Consider the following 21558-nt stretch of genomic DNA (forward strand, 5'->3'; position numbering starts at 1 on the left):
AACATTGCCGGGCCTCGGGGTGAAGGACTAAGCTTTTGCATGGAGGGTCGACCGCCAGCCGCGCGCCCCCGGGATGGGCCGACAGACAAAGGCGGTGGTCGCCAGTGATCAGGGAGATGACGAGGATGAAGAGCTTGACGGTCTTCACCGCCGTGACGGCAGCAGTGGTCGTGGCGGCCACGCTTGGGGGCGCGCCGCGGCCGGCGGCGGCGCTGGAGGATGTGGATCTGGTGCTGAACTGGGTGCCGACCGCCGACCATTCACCCTATTATTACGCCAGGGCGCAAGGCTGGTACGAGGCGGCGGGGATCGATCTTGCCATCGAAACCGGCAAGGGGTCGGGCGTGTCGGCCCAGCGTGTGGGCGCAGGCGTGTCGGATTTCGGGATCGCCGATATGGCGACCGCGCTGCTTGCCAAGAGCAAGGGCGCCAATCTGACCGCGCTGATGGTGATCTATGCCAATTCGCCGCAGGGCTTCTACTGGTTGAAAAGCACCGGCATCAACGGCCCTGCAGATTTCCCGGGTCACAAGATCGGCAACCCGCCAAGCGACGCGTCGCGGGTGATGTGGCCGGCCTTCGCGCAGAAGGTGGGCATCGCGCCCGATGCGGTCAGCTTTGTGAATGTCAGCCCGCAGGCCAAGATGGCCTCGCTGAAAAGCGGCGCGATCGATGTCACGACCGATTTCTATAACGAGCACGACCTGAAGGTCCGCCAGTTCGGCGACGATCTGGGCTTCGTGGCCTGGCGCGATGTCGGCATCAATCCCTATGGCAATGCGATCATCGTGAACGCCGATTATATGGCGAAGAACCCGGCGGTGGTGAAAGCCTTCACCGAGGTCAGCCAGAAGGCCTTCGCCGCCTGCGTCGCCGATGTCGATCCGTGCCTGAAGGCGCTGCTCGATGCCGCCTCGGGCCTGGACGAGGCCAATCAGCGCGACCAGTGGATGCGGGTCAAGGAGCTGATGCGCGACCCCACCACCACCGGTGTCGCGCTCGGCGCCTTCGACGATGCGCGGCTGCGCGCCGATTACGAGATGGTGAAAACCTATTTCGAGATTGAGCAGCCCTTCGATATCGAGACCGCCTATACCAACGACTATCTCTCGACCGATATCAAGATGCCGGCCGAGTGACGGCCGATAGGGCGGGGGGCGGCCGGCGGCGGCTGCCCCCACTTTGTCCAGTCAGGCCGCCTGCGCCTGCCAGCCATTCAGATCCTCGACGAACAGCCACGGCCCGGCTTCGCCCATCTGATGAAAGCCCGTCGTCTGATGGGAAAGCGTCATGAGCCGCTCGGTGAGCGCGGCCGGGGCGCTGTTCCCGGTATGCTCGGCGAAGATCAGCCGCAGAATGCGGTCGGCCAGAGGGTCGACATTGCTTTCGCCCCGTTCCCAGCGACCGATGGTCTGCTTGTCGCGACCGAGCAGCCGGGAAAGTTCCTCCTGCGACCAGCCAAGTTCGACACGCAGAAAGCGGAAGCCGGCGCCACTCAGGCTGGCAGCCTGTCGCGCCAGCGCGCGGCCGATCTCACGATGCAGCTTGTCAACATCATGGATCGCCAGGGTTTCGCCATAGGGCGTTTCGGACAACGTATACCCGTTCGCGAGATAGATATTGTCCAGCCCGCATTCGCGATAGTGATACGAGGTGCCGGTCATTCTGGTCTCCACGCTCCCGCATGGGGAGCGATTCCGCCCGGCCATTCCCGTACATCAGGGGGGGCGACCGTGCCGATACAAATGTCCGCTGTGGGACGTGAGTGCAGCAGGTTGATGCCTCTCTCCATCATCCGTTCACGGACGTGGGGGGCGAGACCGGATGCGTGACGGTGTCAGCGCCTCCCGCCGGAGGTGTCAACGACTGAAACGCCTGCATGACCCGGCCTCCTGAGACAACACAGCCCCCCATCCGGTGCCGGATGGGGGGCTGTCGGAGCCGGCGCCACCTGGGGGAGGCGGCGCCGGGCTGGTTCTGTCGGGTCAGCCGATCGCGTGCTTGGCCAGCTCGATCTTGGCGACCGTCTCCTGATGCACCTCGTCCGGGCCGTCGGCCAGACGCAGGGTGCGGGCGCTGGCATAGGCCTTCGCCAGGAAGAAGTCCTGGCAGACGCCGCCGCCGCCATGGACCTGGATCGCACGGTCGATCACGCGGGTGGCCATGTTCGGCGCCACGACCTTGATCGCCGCGATCTCGGACTTGGCGTTCTTGTTGCCGACAGTGTCCATCATCCACGCCGCCTTCATGGTCAGAAGACGGGCCTGGTCGATCTCCATCCGCGACATGGCGATGTAGTGGCGGGTCATGCCATGGTCGGCCAGCGTCTTGCCGAAGGCCGTGCGCTGCTGGGCGCGCTTGCACATCAGTTCAAGCGCACGCTCGGCCTGACCGATCAGGCGCATGCAGTGATGAATGCGGCCTGGGCCAAGGCGACCCTGGGCGATCTCGAACCCGCGGCCTTCGCCGAGCAGGATATTCTCGACCGGCACCCGGACATTCTCGAACAGCACTTCGGCATGGCCGTGCGGCGCATCGTCATAGCCGAAGACCTTCAGCGGCCGCAGAACCGTCACGCCGGGTGTATCCATCGGCACCAGGACCATCGACTGCTGGCCATGGCGTGGGCCGTCGAAACGGGTCTTGCCCATGAAGATCAGGATCTTGCAGCGCGGATCGGGCGCACCGCTGGTCCACCACTTGCGACCGTTGATGACATAATCGTCGCCATCACGCTCGATGCGGCTTTCGATGTTGGTCGCGTCCGACGAGGCCACCAGCGGCTCGGTCATCGCGAAGGCAGACCGGATCTTGCCGGCCAGCAGCGGCTCCAGCCACTGCTTCTTGTGCTCTTCGCTGCCGTAACGCTCCAGCACTTCCATATTGCCGGTGTCGGGGGCGTTGCAGTTGAACACCTCGGGCGCGATCTCGGACCGGCCCATCACCTCGCAGAGCGGGGCGTATTCGGAGTTGGTCAGGCCGGCGCCGCGCTCACTCTCGGGCAGGAACAGGTTCCACAGGCCGGCCGCGCGCGCCTTGGCCTTCAGCTCTTCCACGATCGGCGGGGTGACCCAGCGATCGGGGGAATTCCGGTGCTGCTCCTCAAAGACGCTCTCCGCCGGATAGACGTAGGCGTCCATGAACTCGATCAGCCGTTCCCGGATTTCGTGGGCCCGCGGACTGATGGCGAACTCCATGGGGGCTTCCTCCTGATCTTGGCCGGTCGCAGGACGACCGACGGGCTCGCTAACACTTGTATCAAACAAACGTTTTAACTAGTCTGTGATAGCACAGGCGCCGGGGGCTGTCGATGGGGAAACCGCGCTGTCATGCGAGGGTCTCCGAACGAGCCGCCGGGCGGCTTGCAGGCCGCTCACGCCCAGCGGGGGCGTGACCGGCTGCACATGTCCCTTGCGAATTTACATTGTCCCGACGTCACGCCTGTGTCATCGATATTCGAACGAACGTTGATTTAAAACATCGCCTGAAACGGATTGGTCTCATGAAGGGTAGACATGCCGGCGCACCGGACCCTGCCGGGGCCGCATCCGAAACCGGCGCCAGAGCGACGAGGAAACCGATGGCGGGGTCGGACACCAAGGAACGGATTCTCGACGCGGCCGAGCGTCTGTTCGCCGAGCACACCTATGCCGGTGTCTCGCTCAGGACCATCACGGCCGAAGCGAATGTCAATCTGGCGGCGGTGAATTATCATTTCGGATCGAAGGATGCGCTGCTGCAGGCGGTGTTCCATCGCCGCGCCCGCGATCTGAACCGCGAACGGGTGTCGCTGCTGGCGGAAATCGAGGCGCGCGCCGGCGGGCGGCCGCTGCCATTGGACGACGTGCTCTATGCGCTGCTGGCGCCGCCGATGCGCTGGATGTCCGATCCGGAACGCGGCCTGTCGGTGTTCGTGCAGTTTCTGGCGCGATGCCGCGCCGACGGCACCCCTGAGATGAAAGCGCTGCTGGATCGGGATGTGCGTCATCTGCACCGCTTCGTCACGGCGCTTCAGAAGGCGCTGCCGCAGCTTGCGGCCGAGGAGATCTATTGGCGGCTGCATTTCTCGCTGGGCATGATGCATTACACCATCACCGATCTGAGCCGGCTGGAGGCGATTTCGCAAGGTGTCTGCGACCTTGAGGATTTCGAGGCGCTGGTCCGGCGGATGGTGGCCTTCGCGGCCGCCGGATTCCGAAATGCGCCGCCCTTGCGTGAGATTCCGGCCTTTGCCATCGGCCAGACGGCGGCCGGCGGTGTGGCCGGCGTCCAGGCCGGGATGGATGACGAGCGCGGTGCCCGACAGGGCGCCCAAGACTGAACAGAGACGATCGAAGAAACCGATCGACAACGGAGGAAGACGTGATCAAGGCGGTTCTGTGCACGAAACTCGGTGGTCCTGAGGATCTGATCGTGGCCGAGGTTCCGGCCCCCGAGATGAAGCCCGGCCATGTCCGCGTCCGCGTGCGGGCGGCGGGCGTGAATTTCGCCGACACCCTGATCATTCAGGGCAAATATCAGGTGCGGCCCGAGCTGCCGTTCTCGCCGGGCATCGAGCTTGCGGGCGAGATCACCGAGATCGGCGCCGGCGTCACCGGGGTCTCGGTCGGCCAGCGGGTGATGGGCATGGCGTCGAGCGGCGCCTATACCCAGGAAGTGGTGCTGCCGCAGACCGCGGTGGTTCCCATTCCCGACATGATGGATTTCGAAAGCGCCGCGGCCTTCCCGGTCGCCTATGGCACCTCGCATGTGGCGCTCGAACATCGCGCGAACCTGAAGCCCGGCGAAAAGCTGCTGGTGCTGGGTGCGGCCGGCGGTGTGGGCCTGACCGCGGTCGAGATCGGCGCCGCGATGGGCGCCGAGGTCATCGCTGTCGCCAGCAGCCCCGAAAAGCTTGAGGTCGCCCGCGCCCATGGCGCCACTCATCTGATCGACTATGCCAGGGACGACCTGCGCGAGAAGGTCAAGGAGCTGGTCGGCGGTGTGGACGTGGTCTACGACCCGGTCGGTGGCGGCGCCTTCGATGCCTCGCTCCGCTGCATCAACTGGGAAGGCCGGATTCTGGTCATCGGCTTTGCCAGCGGCACGATCCCGCAGATCCCCGCCAACCTGCTGCTGGTCAAGAACGTCTCCGTCGTCGGAACCTTCTGGGGTGCCTATATGCAGAAGGATCCGAAGATCATCGGGGCCAGTCTGGTCAAGCTGCTTGGCTGGTTTACCGAGGGCAAGCTGAAGCCGCATGTGTCGGAAAGCCACCCGATGGTGGACGCGCCCAAGGCGCTGAAGGCGCTGATGGAGCGCCGCTCGACCGGCAAGGTCGTCCTGACCATGGATTGATTGCCGTCAACCATACGCGCGTACAAATGGCCGCAGCCGTGAGGATGCGGCCAGTTTATTTATATAAAATACAATATATTGGCGAATTGCGACCCAAAATGCCCGTTTGTGGCGTTTTCGCGACTGCGTCCTAACAGATGATTAACGCTTGGCTGCGATAACTTGGGCTGGGGGAGCTTTGAGATCGTCCAGCAGCAGACGTCATGGCTTCATTGGTCCGGACATCATGAAACCGGGACGTGCAGACAGGGAAGAGGGTATCCGACATGGCGGCTACGGGGCGCGGCTTGCGCATCGTTCATAAAATTCCCGGTGTCATTGTGGCAGCGGTCGCGATCACATCGATCGTGCTTGGCATCGTCGCCTATCTGGTGTCGTCTCGTGAACTGGTTTCGGCCTCCGAAACCAAACTCGTGGCCATCACCAATGCCCGCGCCGACCGGCTGGGCGATTATCTGGATGGGGTGCGGTCGGATGTGGCCGTGCTCGCCGACAACTCGGTCCTGCGCCAGACGCTGATCGACTTCACCTATGCCTTCGAGCTGATTTCGCTGATGGACGACGATCCGTCGGCGATCCTTCAGAAGTCATATGTGGCCGACAATCCTGAAACCGATCGCGGCCTGCTCGACAAGGCGCGTGACGGCACCTTCTTCAGCGACAGTCATGAACGCTATCACCCCTGGCTGCGCGCGGCGTCGCGTTCCAAGGGCTATGCCGACCTCTATCTCGTCGACAAGAATGGCTGGGTCATCTATTCGGTCGAGAAGAACACCGATTTCGCGGTGAAGCTGGATGACAGCCCGGTCGGCCAGGGCGGGCTGGGTCGTGCCGCCGCCGCTGCCGCCGCGTCCGAGCCCGGCACGGTCTCGCTGGTCGACTTCACCTATCATCAGCCGGCGAATAACGAGGTCAGCGCCTTCCTGTCGGTGCCGGTGTTCGGCGATGGTGGCTATGTCGGCGCCGTCGTCGTCCGCCTGTCGGTCGAGGGCGTCGACAAGGTCATGCAGAGCGCGCAAGGGCTGGGCGAGACCGGCGAGACCTATCTCGTCGGCTCCGACGGCTATATGCGCTCGAACTCGCGCCTCACCGCCGACACCACGGTGCTTGAGCGGCAGATCACCTCGGATGCCGTGGCGGCGGCACTGGCCGGCAAGACCGGCAGCACCCGCGAGATCGGCCCCAATGGCTATCCGGTGCTGACCGCCTATACACCGCTTGAATTCCTGGGCCAGCGCTGGGCGGTGATCGCCGACATGGCCGAGGACGAGATGCTGGCGCCGGTCGCCACCATGCGCAACATCATCGCCGCGGTGGCGCTGGGCCTGATCGTGATCGTGGGCACCATCGGCCTGATCGTCGCCCGTGGCGTCACCCGGCCGCTGGGTCGGATGACCGGTGCCATGAAGACCCTGTCCAGCGGCGACCTCACCGTCGACATCCCCGACCGCGACCGCAGCGATGAGATCGGCGAAATGGCGGCCTCGGTGCAGGTGTTCAAGGATGCGATGGTCGAAAGCCAGCGTCTGGCTGAAGAACAGCGCGCCGACCAGGAGGCCAAGGCCCGTCGCGCCGAACAACTGGTGCAGTTGACCCGCGGCTTCGACGACCGGGTCAGCGGCGTGCTGCGCGGCGTGACCTCGGCCGCGACCGAACTGGATGCCACCGCGCGGTCGATGTCGTCGACCGCCGATGGTGCCCGTCACCAGTCGGAAGACGTGGCCCATGCCACGGCCCAGGCGACCGAGAACGTGCAGACCGTGGCGGCCGCGGCGGAAGAGTTGTCGCATTCGATCACCGAGATCGGCCGGCAGGTCCACAAATCGTCGACCATCGCCGGTCGCGCGGTCGACGAGGCCGAGCGCACCAACCAGACCGTCTATGGTCTGGCGGCGGCGGCCGAGAAGATCGGCGACGTGGTGCGGCTGATCACCGATATTGCCGAACAGACCAACCTGCTGGCGCTGAACGCGACCATCGAGGCGGCGCGTGCGGGTGAAGCCGGCAAGGGCTTCGCGGTGGTGGCTTCGGAAGTGAAGAGCCTGGCCAATCAGACGGCGCGGGCGACCGAGGAAATCTCCACCCAGATCGCGGCGGTACGCGGCGAGACCAATCAGGCGATCGGGGCCATCGAGGGCATCCGCAAGATCATCGTCGAGATCAACGACATCGCCACCTCAATCGCAAGCGCTGTCGAGGAGCAGAGTGCCGCCACCCAGGAAATCGCCTCGAACGTCCAGGCGGCGGCCCGCGGCACCGAGCAGGTGAGCCGCAGCGTCGAGGATATGCGCGACGCGGCCCAGGCCACCGGCAGCGCCTCGCAGCAGATCCTGGCCTCGGCCGGTGAACTGGCCCGTCAGGCCAGCGATCTGGACGGCGAGGTGCGCGGCTTCCTGGATGCGGTGCGCGCCGGCTGATCCTCGGGCCCACTGTCGACGCCCCCTGACAAGGCCCCGGACGGGTTGCTCCCGTCCGGGGCTTTTGCGTGAGCGGGCAGGCAGTTGTGGAGGGGGGCGCGGCGCGATGCTACTGTGCGCCCGCTCGTGCAAGGGCGAGGAATGTCAAAGAGCGGCGCGCCGCCGCAGTCAGGGAGAAAACCGGGCCGATGCTGCGCCGCATGTATGACAAGACCATGGCCCTGGCCGGGCATCGCCATGCCGAGCGGGCGCTGGGCGTGGTCAGCTTCGCCGAAAGCTCGTTCTTTCCGATTCCGCCGGACGTGATCCTGGCGCCGATGGTGCTGGCGCAGCGGTCCAAAGCCTGGCGGTTCGCGGCGATCTGCACGATCACCTCGGTCTTCGGCGCGCTGCTGGGCTATCTGATCGGCTATGGGCTGTTCGAGACCATCGGTCAGCCGATCCTCGATTTCTATGGGCTGAACCAGGATTTCGCGGCGGCGGCGGAACGCTATAACGAACTGGGCTGGGTGATGGTGCTGCTGGCCGGCATCACGCCGATCCCGTTCAAGGTGATCACCATCACCAGCGGCGTGACCGGGCTGAACATCGTCACCTTCATCCTGGCCAGCATCGTCGCGCGTGGCATCCGCTTCTATGCCGTCACCGCCATCATCTACTGGTTCGGCCCGAAAACCCTGCAGATCATCGAAAAGCGGCTGGGGCTGTTCACCGCCCTGTTCTGCATTCTGCTGATCGGCGGTTTCGTGGTGATGCGCTTCGTGCTCTGACCCGTCGGCACCGTCCCCGGGCGATGATCATGCAGAAGGCCCCGCCGGATCACCACCGGCGGGGCCTTTCGCATATCGACGGCGTGACGTGGCGGGTTGGTCAGGCGCGGGTTGGTCAGGCGGCGGCGGTCGCGCGGGCGGCGGTCAGCACGGCCCAGACCCGGGCCGGGGTGGCCGGCATGTCGATCTCGGGCGCGCCCGCGCGGGTCAGGGCGTCGTTGATCGCGTTCATGATCGCCGGGCAGGCGCCGATGGTGCCGGCCTCGCCGCAGCCCTTCGATCCCAGGCCGCTGGAGGCGGTGGGCATGTCTTCATGCAGGGTGATGTCCAGGAAGATCATGTCGTCGGCCCGGGGCATGCCGTAATCCATGAAGCTGCCGGTCATGAGCTGGCCGCTGTCGTCGTCATAGACCGCGTGCTCGATCAGCGCCTGACCCAGCCCTTGGGCGACGCCGCCCTGAACCTGGCCCTTCACGATCATCGGATTGACCACCTTGCCGAAATCGTCGGCGACGGTATAGCGGACCGGCTCGACCCGTCCGGTCTCGGGGTCGATCTCGACCTCGGCGACGTGGCAGCCATTGGGGAAGGTGGGGGCGGGGCGGTCGAAGACCCGGCTTTCGTCCAGCGGCTCGCCGCCATCCAGGGCGATCCGCGCCACCTCTTCGATGCCGATGCCAAGATCGGTGCCGGCGACCGTGAACCGGCCGGCCTCGAAGCGGATATCGTCGCTGGCGGCTTCCAGCCGGTCGGCGGCAATGCCGCGCGCCCGTTCCACCACCGCTTCCGATGCCAGCCGGATCGCCGATCCGGCCATCTGCAGCGAGCGTGATCCGCCGGTGCCGCCGCCGGTGCGGATTTCGGCGGTGTCGCCCATCACCACCCGGACCTTGTCGAAGGGCATGCCGGTCAACTCGGCCGCCACCTGGGCGAAGGCGGTCTCGTGGCCCTGGCCGTTGGACTGGGTGCCGACCAGCACGGTTGCCGAGCCATCGGCCTCGAACCGGATACGGGCCTCTTCCTTGGGATTGCCCTGGGTCCATTCGATATAGCTGGCAAGGCCGATGCCGCGCAGCAGGCCGCGGGCTTCCGACTGGCGGCGGCGCTCGGCGAAGCCCGCCATGTCGGCGGCGGCCAATGCCCGCCGCTGCATCTCGGCGAAGTCGCCGGTGTCGTAGGTGGTGCCCATGGCGTTGGTATGGGGCATCGCGTCGGGGCGGATATAGTTGATCTGGCGCAGGGCCTCAGGGGTTCGGCCGGTTGCGCGGGCGGCGGCGTCCACCAGCCGCTCGATCAGATAATTGGCCTCGGGCCGGCCGGCGCCGCGATAGGCATCGACCGGCGCGGTGTTGGTGAACACGCCCCGGACATGCAGGCTGGCCACCGGGATGTCATAGACGGTGGTGGCAAGACCGGCCGCCGCCGATGTCGGGATCATCGCGCCGAATTGTGACGCATAGGCGCCCAGATTGGCGATGGTATCCACCTCGAAGGCGGTGAAGCGGCCATCGGTATCGAGCGCCATGCGGGCATGGGTGCGCAGGTCGCGGCCATGGGCGTCGGTGAGCAGGCTTTCCGAGCGGTCGCCGGTCCATTTCACCGGCCGGCGCAGTTTGCGTGCGGCATAGGTGACGGCGACATGTTCCGGATAGAGGAAGATCTTCATGCCGAAACCGCCGCCGACATCCGGCATCACCACCCGGAACTCGTCGGCCGGCACCTTGAACACCGCATCGGCCAGAATGCCGCGCATGCCATGGACGCCCTGGCCGTTGGTGTGGACCACGGTCTGGCCGGTCTCGGCATCGATATGGGCGTTGATCGCGCGGGGCTCGATCGGGTTGGCCGAGACCCGGTTGTTGACGATGTCGATCTCGACCACGGTCGCGGCCGCGGCCATCGCGGCGTCGACCTCGGCCGCCTTGCCCTGGCGCCAGTCGAAACACAGATTGCCCGGGCTGCCATCGTGGACGGCCACGGTGTCGCCCGCCAGCGCGCGCGCCGGATCGACCACCACCGGGCGTTCTTCATAATCCACCGCCACCAGTTCGGCGGCATCGCGCGCCAGCACCGGATCGGTCGCGATCACCATCGCCACCGCCTCGCCGGCGAAATGCACCGCGTCACTGGCGATCGCCGGACGCTTCGGTGCCTGCATCGGCGTGCCGTCGGCGTTCTTCACCCGCGCCACCGCCGGCACACCGCCGATGCCGTCGGCATCGAGATCGGCGCCGGTGAACACGGCGACCACACCGTCGGCCGCGCGGGCATCGGCGACGTCGACCGCATTGATCCGGGCGCTGGCATAGGGGCTGCGCACGAAGCTGGCATAAAGCTGGCCATCGAGCACGATATCGTCGGTATAGCGGCCATGACCGGTCAGGAAGCGACGATCCTCGACACGGCGCACGGACTGGCCAATTCCGAATTTCAGCATGGAGCAGATGTCCCTGGCAGGTCTGCGGCCGTTCGCCGCCGCGTGGGAGAGCCGTGCGGCCCAACGGCCACCACGGGGCATGAGCGTAGCTGATCGGAGGCTGGCGGTGCAATGCCGGGTCAGTTGGTCGGTATGGGGGCGGTCACACGGGCATGACGTTTCGATGACGCCACGGGCAGATGGTTGCCGGGGCTGCGGGCCGGGCGATATCGTCGGCCGCCGGATGATGACCGATGGGGGGAAGATGGGGCAGAACCACGATGCGGCGAGCGCCCCGGCGGTCGCCAGAGGCAGTATGGCCGAGGTATTCGGCGCGTTCCTGAAGCTGGGCTGCACCGCCTTCGGCGGCCCGGTCGCCCATCTGGGGTTCTTCCGCACCGAATTCGTCGACCGGCGGGGCTGGCTGGACGATGCCGGCTATGCCCGGCTGGTGGCGCTGTGCCAGTTTCTGCCCGGACCGGCCAGCAGTCAGGTCGGCGTGGCGCTGGGTCTGGGGCGGGCGGGGCTGGGCGGCGCCCTGGCCGCCTGGGCCGGGTTCACCCTGCCATCGGCCTTGCTGATGATCATGGCCGGGCTCGCGGTCGCGGGGGGGCAGGGGGGCGGCTGGCTGCCTGACGGCCTGACCGGTGGCCTGAAGATCGCGGCGCTGGCGGTGGTGGTGCAGGCGGTGGCCGGAATGGCGCGCAGTCTGGCGCCCGATGCCCGGCGGATGACGCTGGCGGTGACGGCCGCCGCCCTGGCGCTGATGGTTCCGGGGCTGGCGGGGCAGTTGGGCGGCATTCTTCTGGGCTTGATCGTGGCGGCGGTGGTGCCGCTCGACGCCGATGCATCGGCACCGGCGGCGACGCCGGCCACGCCCGCCGCCACCCGTGCCACCACGCGCCCTGTGCCGCGGCGGGCGGCGCTGGTGGCGGCGGTGCTGTTCGTGGCCGGGCTGGTGCTGCTGCCGCTGGCCGCCGCCAGTGGTGGTCCGCTGGCGGGGCTGGCCGATGGCATGTATCGCGCCGGCAGCATGGTGTTCGGGGGCGGCCATGTCGTGCTGCCGCTGCTGGCGGCTGAAACCGCGTCGCAGGTCGACGCGCAGGCCTTCATGATGGGCTATGGTCTGGCGCAGGCGGTGCCTGGGCCGCTGTTCACCTTCGGTGCTTTCCTTGGTGCCGTGGCCGGCGGCTGGATCGGCGGCGTGGTGGCGCTGGTCGCGATCTTTCTGCCGGCCCTGCTGCTGGTGGTGGCGGTTCTGCCGTTGTGGGACCGGGTATCGCGCCGGCCATGGGCGCGTCGGCTGCTGGCCGGGGTGAATGCGGCGGTTCTGGGGCTGTTGATGGCCGCACTTTATCATCCGGTCTTCACCAGCGCGGTTGCCGGGCCGCGAGACGCGGCGCTGGCGCTGGTCGCCCTGGTGGCGTTGCTGGTGTGGCGGCTGCCGGTCTGGGCGCTGGTACCGGCCGCCGCCGCGGCCGGCATGGCGGCGGCCGCGATCGGCTGACGGGGGGCTGCCGGCGGGTCAGGCGGGCTGGACCTCGGCACGACGCTCGCGGCGGCGATAGATGGTCGAACTGCTGATGCCGAGCAACTGGGCTGCACGGGTGACATTGCCCTGGCAGAGAAGAATGGCCCGCTCGATGGTCTCGTCGATGACATCGTCCAGCGGCCGGATCAACTGTGCCGGATCGTCTTCCGGCAGGGCCAGAGAGCCGGCGCGCCAGGTCATCGCCATCGTCACCGCATGAGCGATCCGGGTGGGGCTGGCATTGTTGCTCACGACATCGATCGCGCCCGCGCGCATGGCGCCAACCACCACGTCGTCGTCATCTTCGGGCAGGCGGACGAAAATCGGCCGGATATCGGGCACGATCGCGACCAGACGCTGGATCAGGCCGGTGCGCGGCATGTCATCGAACCGGCCGATCATCACCACCGGCGGATGTGACACGCGGATTGCGGCCATGGCGCGCTGTCCATCGGGGACGGCGGTGCGGGGCATCCGCATCAGTGGGCCCACCGCCTGGTCGAAGGCGGCAAAACTATCGGCACGACCGACGAGCAGCAGGGCGGGGCGGCGGTCTGGTGCGGGTTGCATGTGTTGCATCGGCTTCTCGTCTTTCTGGGGCGGATCGCCGGAGGGCTGGGAGCCGGATTGGCCGGGGGATCTGTTTCGGATCGACGGACGGAAGGCACCATCCATCGGGGGTGAGCGTCTGCGGCGGCCGGTGCCGCGTCTCCTGGGCGGGATGCAACTTGCGACGGTTTCGGCGCCCTGCATTGCATTCCGCAATCCTGCGGGGCCGTTTCGCCGCCCGTCCGCTGCATCCGGCGTCGGATACCCCTTCAGCGCAAAAGCTGTGCCACGGCCTTCCCCCGCGAACAGGGGGGCGCCGACAGGTCGGAACCGTCGGGCGCATCGCGGGTTGACCGCGCAGTGCCGCCGCCCGGCGGACCGCCCGCGGCCGGCCTTTGAAGACCGGGCCTTTGAAGCCGGGCCTTTGAAGCCCGGGCTTTTGAAGACACAGGGACTGCGCTTGCGGAGCGGGACACAAGGAGTACGATCGGCATCGTGGATCGGATGCCGGCTGATCGCGTCGAGGCGCGACGGGCGCGACATCGCCGGCCGGTTCACAGGCGACACGGAATGATCACGGCAGGCGATCTTGCCGGGGCGCTTTGTCGTACCCATCTTGAGACGGACATGCCGATCGGATGCCGACTACCGGGTCCGGCGGCATTTTCGGTCTCGACGACGAAAGGAGCAGGTCTTGGTCGCTCATCTTCCCGCCATGTCGGGCGGCAGCAATCTGTCGACCTATCTGAACGAGATTCAGAAGTACCCGATCCTTGCGGCGGACGAGGAGTTCATGCTGGCCTGTCGCTGGCGTGACCATGCCGACGCCGAAGCCGCACGCCGCCTGATCACCAGCCATCTGCGGCTGGTGGCGAAGATCGCGCTGGGCTATCGGGGCTATGGTCTGCCGCTGGAGGATGTGATCGCCGAGGGCAATGTCGGCCTGATGCAGGCCGTGAAGCGCTTCGACCCCGATCGCGGCTTCCGCCTGTCCACCTATGCGATGTGGTGGGTGCGGGCCTCGATCCAGGAATTCATCCTGCGGTCATGGTCGCTGGTCAAAATGGGCACCACGGCTGCCCAGAAGAAACTCTTCTTCAACCTGCGCCGGCTGAAGAACCAGATGAACGCCATCGAAGCCGGCGATCTGCCGCCCGAGGTGGTGAAGAAGATCGCCACCGAGCTGGATGTGGGCGAGCACGAGGTGGTGGAGATGAACCGCCGCTTCGCCGGTCCCGACCAGTCGCTGAACGCGCCGGTCTCCGCCGAGGGCGATGCCGAGTGGCAGGACTGGCTGACCGACAGCCGTCCCAGCCAGGAAACCACGGTTGCCGAGAATGAGGAACAGACCAAGCGCATGTCGCTGATGCAATCGGCGCTTGAGGATCTGAACGAGCGCGAGCGTCACATCTTCACCGAGCGGTGCCTGAAGGAGCCGGCGGCGACGCTGGAGGATCTGGCACAGGTTTACGGCATCAGCCGCGAGCGGGTGCGCCAGATCGAGGTACGCGCTTTCGAGAAGGTGCAGAAGAAGACGCTGGATCTGGCGATCGCCGACGGTGTGGTGAACGAACAGCAGATCCTGGCGGCGCGCGCGTCGGGCGGACATCGCCAGCTGCGCGGCAGCAATCAGCCGAACTGACCGCCGGCGGGCCCGGCCTTTGCCGCTCGGGCCCCGGAGGTCTTGATGTCTGGAAACGGAAAACCCGCCCCGGTACTGCCGGCGGCGGGTTTTTCATGGCCGCGTGCTGCGGCTGAACCGACATGCCGCGCGTGCGCCCCACGGAGCTTGCAAGCAAAGTCTGGAGGTCATCGCAGCGCGATGCTGCCGCTGCCGCGCATCATCCGCAAGGTCTGCCCGGTGGGCGAGCGATAGATCCCGCGGGAGGTCGGCAGTGCCGGCCCGGCGGTGGCGCCGCGGGCGATCTGGGGCATATGGGCGCGGCTGGGGGGCGTGCGCGGTGCGATGGTGCCGGCCCCTGCCTCTTCGGCCTCGATGTCGGCGGCGGCCAGACGGGTCTCATCATCGGCCGGACGGCGCCCATCGGTCAGTGCGGTGACGGCGGTCAGTGCGGTGATGGCGGGCAGCGCCGCGACGCTTTGTGGGTTGGAACGGGGCGGCTGGGCGGTGCGCGATGGCGGCGCGGGCCGGCGGGCGTCGTCTTCGCCATGGCCGTTGCGGTCCAGCCAGAAGCCCAGCACCCGGTCGCGATAGGGCTTGGAATGGCTGGGCGTGCGGCTGTGATAATAGCCGACCGCCCGGGTCCAGGTTTCGGTCTCGGTCTGAAGCGATTTCAGGAAGCGGGCCGCATAATCGGCATTATGCGCCGGGTCGATCATCTGCTCCAGGCTGTCGAATTCCTTGCCGTGGAAATGAAAATTCACCTGCATGCAGCCGATGTCGATATTGCGCACGCCCTTGGCGCGCAGGCTGCGGATCTCGGCCAGCGTTTCGGCGCGGCTTGCCAGGTAACGGCCACGGCCCTCGGCATAGATCGTCCAGGGCCAGGCAGTTCTTGCCGCCGCTTCTTTGCTCCACCGGCCTGATTCCGCCAGAGCGATCGCGGCCAGCAGGCCATCCGGCAATCCATGCCGGTCTTCGGCGGCGCTGATGGCGCGGTCGCAGATCGCCCAGTCGGCATCGCCGGCAGCCTTGGCTGGCGCCATCGCCAACAGCAGGCAGGCCACGGCAAGGGCGGTGGCCAACATGGCAAATCCCAGGCGTGGTGCGGCTTTCAGCGTGGCGAGGACCGCGCGGGCAGGGCGTGCCGGCCCGCCGGCGGTCGACGCCGGGGCAGGTGACATGTGGCCATGGGGATGAGGGGTGGTGGGAAACATCGCGGAACTTCCGACGGATGAGGGGGCGGCGCTGACGGGGATGATGGCCCCAAGCTGGCCCCATGCTCCATTCAATTTCCGTGCCAAACATGGGTTCGGCGGCGGGGTAACCGGCCGCATAACTGATGCATAAATTAAGGGCACGAAATGGGCTTGCCTCTTTGGCCGGCACGCCTTATATGTTGCAACGCGGCAGGCTGAATGCTTAGGCGTTCGCGGCCGTGGCCCATCTTTTGGGCGTTTCCTCCCTAGACTTTGGGCCGTGCCAGTCTTCTGGCGCGGCCTTTTTTTTCCGGCGCGCCAAGGCGGAGGTCGCGATGGACCCCGACATCCATGTTGCATCTGCGCAGATGCCGAAGGGGCATGCTGGCCATGCATATCCTGCATGAAGTCGCGGAATTGCGGGCTTTTTGCCAAAAATGGCCGCATAAAAAACGCCACAATCCCCTTGACCCTTTGTGCGGCGCAGCGTATCTTGAGTCTTGTAACGGGCGCTTGGCGGCGCCGCTGTTGCAGCCCAGTTTTTGGGCGTTTCCTCCCTAGACTTGGGCCGTATCAGTTCTTCTGGTACGGCCTTTCTTTTTGGGGCGGACATGTTGCGGCGCGGTAAAATCTTTGCTGCTGATCGCGGATCAGGCGATCCCGCCCAGCCAGGATTTACCTGTGGCCGAATACCCGTTATGCGGGTCTGAAACCGATTACAGTTCCCCTCTTGACCGATGCTGCGTTGCAGCGTACCGTTTGCAGTGCGTCATGAGGTGCTGAGGCATCTGGTGATGCAGCCCATCTTCTTGGGCGTTTCCTCCCTAGACTTTGGGCCGCGCCAGTCTTCTGGTGCGGCCTCTTTTTTGCCAGGGCCCATGCTCTGTCATGGTTTTGCCGCGGTAGCGACAGGATCGGTCGCGGATCCCGCCATCGGGGCGGCGAGCAGGGCGGCGATAAGCCGCGCTCCGGCCCGGCTGGGATGGTTGCCGTCGCGATAGAGCGGGATGGCGCCGCGCATCGTGGCACAGCGGGCCGTGCGGTCCGGTGCCGCGCCACAAAACACCCGGTCGGGATACAGCCGGTGCAGCCGTGGCGATGGCGGCAGGCTGTTCAGCATGGCGATTACCGCCGCCTGCCGCTGCTGATACATCGTGTAGGGCCGGGTGAAATCATCCGGCGGCAGGCCGCGCCGGACCAGGATCCGGCCACCCGCGGCACGTCATAGCCCACCTCGGGAACCGGATACAGCACCCAGACCGATCTCCCGGCCGCCAGCAGGCGATCGACGCTGCGGCGGAGTGCCCCGGCCATCACCGCCGCCGCGTCCGATGGGGAAAGCGCCTGTCCCCGGCTGTCGGCCACCTTGAACGGCATGGCGGACTCGGCCGGGCCGAAGGCCGAGGTCGCCCCCTGCAGATAGGCCGCGTAGCGCGCGACCAGAATGATGTCGGTCAGCGCCGGATCGGCGATGATCCGGTCGAGCGTGCGCTGGTTGCGCGCGCGGCATGCCGGCTGGCCGAGAATGTCGATGCCGGGCACCGGCGGGCAGGCATGGCTGTCGCGAAGTACGAACGAGATTTCCTGGCGTGCCGCCACGGCGCCCAGGGCATCGGCCAGGGCGGTGGCGTGGCTGTCGCCCCACAGCACCCAGCCCGGCGGCATGTCCGCGCCGAAACGGCACGGATCGTCGGTATCGGTGCGATCGCCGGTGCAGAAATCATGGGTGCTGAAACCGGGCGCGGGTTCGGTGGCCGCGGCGGCGATGGTCAGCAACCGTGGATCCAGGCGTCCCGGCATGCCCGCGGTGATCAGCCCCGCCATCGCTGCCAGGGCCATGGCGGCCGCGGCGATGCCGGCTGTGGCGAACACCCGGCCGGGCCGGTCGCCGCTGCTGCTGTCATCCGGTCCGGGACGCCGGAACGGCCGCTCGATCAGACGCCATGATACGACCGAGATCCCGCCGGCCGAGTGCGAGCATCGCCAGGGGGAACAGCAGATAGAACTGTTCCTCGACCGCCAGCGACCAGCCGTGCAGCAGCGGTTTCATCTCGGCGGCGGCACTGAAATAGGCGCTGGTCCGCCAGAACAGGATGTTCGACCCCATGCCCAGGGTGGCGATCACGCTGGCCGACAGGTCCGTAAACGCCGCGGGCAGAAGAATGAGGTATCCGGCGCACCAGGTGGCGGCCAGCACCGCGATCAGGGCCGGACCGATCCGCCTGACGCGCCGGGCATAGAACCCGGCCAGGGTGAAATCGCCGCGGGCGATGCCGCCCGCGATGATCGACGTCATCAGGAAGCCCGAGATGACGAAGAAGATGTCGACGCCGACGAACCCGCCGGAAAAGCCGTCGATCCCGGCGTGAAACAGCACGACCGACAGGACCGCGACGCCCCGCAGGCCATCTATATCCGCGCGATAGCTCAGCAATCATCATGCTCCGTCGGCAGGGTCGAGTATCCGACGGAGTATGCGGGTCACGGCCGGCACCGGCCATCACGAACTTGGCCGGTGCCCGTGCCGGTATCGGTACAGTATCAGGAGCGGTATGGGGCGGGGCCCTCAGGCGGCGGCGCTGTCGGTGCCCGGAGGATTGGGGGCAAAACGACGGTCTTCCGGCAGCACCTGTCCCGGCTCGTAATCGCTGGCCGTGGCCATCTCGTCATAGATCGGCTGGAAATCCTGGGCGGTTTCCTCGAACAGTTCTTCGAACGAGCGGATGACGAAATAGGTCTCCTGGAAATCGTCGATGCGATATTTCGTCCGCATCACCCGCTTCAGGTCGAAACCCAGCCGGTTGGGCTTCGGGCTTTCCAGCGCATAGATCGACTCGCCCTTTGACGATGCGATGCCAGATCCATAGATCCGCAGCCCGTCATCGGTGGCGATCAGCCCGAATTCCACCGTGTACCAGTAAAGCCGGGCCAGATTGTGCAGGCTGTTGCGCGACGACGCGCGCAGGCCGGCCTGACCATAGGCCTGCATGTAATCGGCGAAAACCGGGTTCATCAGCAGCGGCACATGACCATAGATGTCATGGAAGACGTCGGGTTCCTGCAGATAGTCAAGCTGGGCACGGGTGCGGATGAAGCTGGTCGAGGGAAACCGGCGTTCCGACAGATGGCGGAAGAACACCTCGTCCGGCACCAGCCCCGGCACACAGACGATGCGCCAGCCGGTGGCCTTCTCCAGCACGTCGCTCAACCGTTCGAAGTTCGGCACGCCCTCGGCGGCGATGCCAAGCCCGGTCAGGCCATCGATGAAGGCGGGCACGGCGCGGTCCCGCAGAATACCGGCCTGACGCTCGAACAGCAGGCGCCAGATCGCATGCTCCTCCTCGGTCAGCGTCTCCCAGCGCTGATCCGTGGTGAAGTCGTCCCGGATCTCGGCCGGGTGGTCGCGATAGCTTGGGGTCGTGGTCATGAAAATCCTCGTCGCTCCGATAAAGGGGGCGTTTGAGGCCGAGTCTGCGCGCCGCCCCGGCGATTTTCAAGCCTGGATGGTTTCAAATGAAACGAATAACCGGCGCCCGCAGTGGCGCTCGTCCCCCGCCATTCGCCCGCGTCAGTCGTCAGGCTGGGTCGATGCGCCTTCGCCCAGGCTGCGCTGAAGCATGATCGCATCAATCCAGCGGCCGAATTTATGGCCGATCGCCTTGAACTCGCCGGCATGAACGAAGCCAAGCCCCTGATGCAGCGCCAGCGAGGCCGGGTTGCCGGGGTGGCCGATCACCGCCACCATCTGGCGGAACCCGGCGGCCGTGCACCGCCGCACCAGTTCGGCCAGCACGGCGCGCCCCAGACCGCGCCCGGTCTGTCCACGGCCGACATAGACCGAGTTCTCGACCGTGAACCGATAGGCGGCACGCATCCGGAAGGGGGCGGCATAGGCGAAGGCCTTGATCTCGCCATCTTCCACCGCCACCAGATAGGGCAGGCCACGGTCCAGCGCCGCCAGCCGGCGGGCGCGCATCTCGTTCAGATCCGGCGCCACCAGCTCGAAGCTGACGGTGGTATGCGCCACGTAATAGGTATAAATCGCGTGCACCTGCGCCATATCGGCGTCGGTCGCGTCGCGGACGATGACGCCCGGTTGGGGCAGCGGGTGGCGGTCGGGCTTGGGCATGGTCAGTACAGCCATCGGAAACGGGGCGCCCTTCGATCATCGAAGCTGGGTCGCAGCCCGGACCGCGGGCGACGGTCGGGCCGGTGGCGGGCATCCTTGCGGATGCCGGGGTGCCGGGACGGCGGCAAAGGCCGGCGTGCCGCGGCGGTCAGCCTCGTCGTTCCACGCCGATGGCGGCCAGAAGCGCCGTATCCTGTCCCATTGTGTCGATCAGCCGGGCGATATCGGCCGCCACGGCCTCGAAGTCCGGCAGCGGGCGAAGCCGCGCCTCGTCCATATACAAAGCGCGGTTGATCTCGATCTGCAGGGCATGCACGCCGGCGATCGGCCGGCCGTAATGTTCGGTCACGAAGCCGCCGGCATAGGGGCGGTTGCGGGCGACGTTATAACCCATCCGCTCCAGCGTGGTCTGGGCGGTGTCGATCACCCGTGGCGCACAGGCGGCGCCGAAGCGGTCGCCCAGCACGAAATCCACCCGCGGCGCGCCCGGGTCGTGGTCCATCGGTCCGCCGACCGAGGGCATGGAATGGCAGTCGACCAGCAGCACGCCGCCGAACCGGCTGCGGACCTCGTCGATGGTCGCCTTCAATGCCGCATGATAGGGGAAGTAATAGCGCGCGATCCGCAGCTCCGCTTCGGCCCAGAGCAGCTTGCGGGTATAGATTTCCAGGCCGTTGGTCACGACCCGGGCAATGGTGCCGAGCCCGCCGAGCACGCGGCGGGAATTGGCGTTCACGAAGCTTGGCACGCCATCCGCGAACATCTGCGGGTCGATCTCATAGGCCTCGCGGTTGACGTCGACATAGGCGCGCGGAAACCGGGCGCGCAGCAGCGGCGCGCCCAGTCCCGGGGCTGCACCATACAGCCCGTCGACAAAGGCATCTTCCGAATTGCGCAGGGTCAGCGGGTCGAGCCTCGATGCGTCGCGGAACCCTTCCGGATAGCAGTCACCGGAATGGGGCGAGGCAAAGACGAAGGGCAGGCGCGGGTGGGCCGGGCGCAATACCTCGACGGCGGGGTCGACGAGGGCGTCGATCCCGTGGATGGCGGCTGCCGCCGCGACCGCGTCCGCGCGGTCTTCCATGTCGAAGGCGATGTCGGCCATCGGTCAGGCGTATCCCCCGATCTGCCGCCGGTGCAAAGCCATCCGGTCCCATCCGAAGTGCCGCACCGATCCAGGGCCACATGAATACGGCATTCCGGCGCCCCTGTCATCATCATGGGCCGAAAACCATGGAGCTGGCGACCGGAAAGCGGCCATGTGTCCGGCGCATGGCGGCTGGAGGCCTTGCGATCGGCGAGGGCGGGATGACCGAAGATGACATTCAGGCGTCATCAGCGCATTTCCATGCTTGCGTGGCCGGATGGCCTGCGCTATATCAACGCCCACATCAGAGCCGGGCAGGCAAGCCATGCAGGCAGCGGGTCGGATGCGGACAAGGGCGCGTAGCTCAGCGGTAGAGCACTACGTTGACATCGTAGGGGTCACAAGTTCAAACCTTGTCGCGCCCACCATCAAAACCCCCTGGGAAACCAGGGGGTTTTGTCGTATGTGGCGTAATCAAACCACATGCGTTGGTATGTCATTG

The 21558-nt window shown here is 66.5% G+C and carries 18 protein-coding genes and 1 tRNA gene; 8 read left to right on the forward strand and 11 right to left on the reverse strand.

Annotated features, from left to right (window positions below; genetic code table 11):
• The first annotated feature begins 125 nt into the window (after positions 1-125).
• Complete coding sequence (locus tag WG924_RS21275; RefSeq protein WP_345935058.1) at positions 126-1139, forward strand: ABC transporter substrate-binding protein; 1014 nt, start codon at positions 126-128, stop codon at positions 1137-1139.
• A gap of 51 nt (positions 1140-1190) precedes the next feature.
• Here the strand turns inward: WG924_RS21275 and WG924_RS21280 are convergent, their stop codons facing one another.
• Positions 1191-1664: a helix-turn-helix domain-containing protein gene (locus tag WG924_RS21280; protein WP_345935059.1), complete on the reverse strand. Its 474-nt coding sequence runs from the start codon at positions 1662-1664 to the stop codon at positions 1191-1193.
• 321 nt (positions 1665-1985) lie between these two features.
• Positions 1986-3197: an acyl-CoA dehydrogenase gene (locus WG924_RS21285; RefSeq protein WP_188579471.1), complete on the reverse strand. Its 1212-nt coding sequence runs from the start codon at positions 3195-3197 to the stop codon at positions 1986-1988.
• 383 nt (positions 3198-3580) lie between these two features.
• Here WG924_RS21285 and WG924_RS21290 point away from each other — a divergent pair, with 383 nt between their 5' ends.
• The 4 genes from WG924_RS21290 (at position 3581) to WG924_RS21305 (ending at position 8524) form a co-directional block, all read left to right on the forward strand.
• Positions 3581-4321 (forward strand): TetR/AcrR family transcriptional regulator, encoded by a 741-nt coding sequence (locus WG924_RS21290; protein ID WP_188579473.1) that lies wholly within the window; start codon positions 3581-3583, stop codon positions 4319-4321.
• A 44-nt stretch (positions 4322-4365) separates the two neighbouring features.
• Positions 4366-5337 (forward strand): zinc-binding dehydrogenase, encoded by a 972-nt coding sequence (locus tag WG924_RS21295; RefSeq protein ID WP_188579517.1) that lies wholly within the window; start codon positions 4366-4368, stop codon positions 5335-5337.
• 266 nt (positions 5338-5603) lie between these two features.
• Positions 5604-7754 (forward strand): methyl-accepting chemotaxis protein, encoded by a 2151-nt coding sequence (locus WG924_RS21300; RefSeq protein WP_345935060.1) that lies wholly within the window; start codon positions 5604-5606, stop codon positions 7752-7754.
• Positions 7755-7942: 188 nt separating this feature from the next.
• Entirely contained in the window at positions 7943-8524 is a 582-nt protein-coding gene (locus tag WG924_RS21305) for a YqaA family protein (RefSeq protein ID WP_188579477.1), read from the forward strand.
• Positions 8525-8639: 115 nt separating this feature from the next.
• Here WG924_RS21305 and WG924_RS21310 read toward each other — a convergent pair whose 3' ends face one another.
• Positions 8640-10961, reverse strand: a complete 2322-nt coding sequence (locus WG924_RS21310; RefSeq protein WP_345935061.1) for a xanthine dehydrogenase family protein molybdopterin-binding subunit — start codon at positions 10959-10961, stop codon at positions 8640-8642.
• Between the two features lie 244 nt (positions 10962-11205).
• Between WG924_RS21310 and chrA the strand changes: the two genes are divergently transcribed.
• A complete protein-coding gene (gene chrA, locus WG924_RS21315; RefSeq protein ID WP_345935062.1) occupies positions 11206-12447 on the forward strand; it encodes a chromate efflux transporter in 1242 nt (413 codons plus the stop codon).
• 18 nt (positions 12448-12465) lie between these two features.
• On the opposite strand, the gene WG924_RS21320 is transcribed toward chrA, so the two are convergent.
• Positions 12466-13041, reverse strand: coding sequence for a helix-turn-helix domain-containing protein (locus WG924_RS21320; protein ID WP_229708147.1), 576 nt, complete (start codon positions 13039-13041; stop codon positions 12466-12468).
• Between the two features lie 694 nt (positions 13042-13735).
• Here WG924_RS21320 and rpoH point away from each other — a divergent pair.
• Positions 13736-14662, forward strand: coding sequence for an RNA polymerase sigma factor RpoH (gene rpoH, locus WG924_RS21325; RefSeq protein ID WP_188579519.1), 927 nt, complete (start codon positions 13736-13738; stop codon positions 14660-14662).
• A gap of 167 nt (positions 14663-14829) precedes the next feature.
• On the opposite strand, the gene WG924_RS21330 is transcribed toward rpoH, so the two are convergent.
• From WG924_RS21330 to WG924_RS21360, 7 genes are all read right to left on the reverse strand, one after another.
• Positions 14830-15729 (reverse strand): transglycosylase SLT domain-containing protein, encoded by a 900-nt coding sequence (locus WG924_RS21330; protein WP_345935063.1) that lies wholly within the window; start codon positions 15727-15729, stop codon positions 14830-14832.
• A 997-nt stretch (positions 15730-16726) separates the two neighbouring features.
• Positions 16727-16960 carry an SGNH hydrolase domain-containing protein gene (locus WG924_RS21335; protein ID WP_345935064.1) on the reverse strand — a complete coding sequence of 78 codons (234 nt, stop codon included), beginning with the start codon at positions 16958-16960 and terminating at the stop codon, positions 16727-16729.
• A gap of 5 nt (positions 16961-16965) precedes the next feature.
• Positions 16966-17712, reverse strand: a complete 747-nt coding sequence (locus WG924_RS21340) for an SGNH hydrolase domain-containing protein (RefSeq protein WP_345935065.1) — start codon at positions 17710-17712, stop codon at positions 16966-16968.
• A 28-nt stretch (positions 17713-17740) separates the two neighbouring features.
• Entirely contained in the window at positions 17741-18274 is a 534-nt protein-coding gene (locus WG924_RS21345) for an acyltransferase family protein (protein WP_345935066.1), read from the reverse strand.
• 132 nt (positions 18275-18406) lie between these two features.
• Positions 18407-19267 (reverse strand): phenylalanine 4-monooxygenase, encoded by an 861-nt coding sequence (phhA, locus tag WG924_RS21350; protein WP_345935067.1) that lies wholly within the window; start codon positions 19265-19267, stop codon positions 18407-18409.
• Positions 19268-19408: 141 nt separating this feature from the next.
• Positions 19409-19984: a GNAT family N-acetyltransferase gene (locus WG924_RS21355; protein WP_345935068.1), complete on the reverse strand. Its 576-nt coding sequence runs from the start codon at positions 19982-19984 to the stop codon at positions 19409-19411.
• 133 nt (positions 19985-20117) lie between these two features.
• Positions 20118-21074: an N-formylglutamate amidohydrolase gene (locus WG924_RS21360; RefSeq protein ID WP_345935069.1), complete on the reverse strand. Its 957-nt coding sequence runs from the start codon at positions 21072-21074 to the stop codon at positions 20118-20120.
• A gap of 335 nt (positions 21075-21409) precedes the next feature.
• On the opposite strand from WG924_RS21360, the gene WG924_RS21365 reads away from it, so the two are divergent.
• A tRNA-Val gene (locus tag WG924_RS21365) sits at positions 21410-21484 on the forward strand.
• Positions 21485-21558 lie beyond the last annotated feature (74 nt).

The sequence above is a fragment of the Tistrella arctica genome (genome assembly GCF_039630945.1).
GTDB classification, from domain to species: Bacteria; Pseudomonadota; Alphaproteobacteria; order Tistrellales; family Tistrellaceae; genus Tistrella; species Tistrella bauzanensis.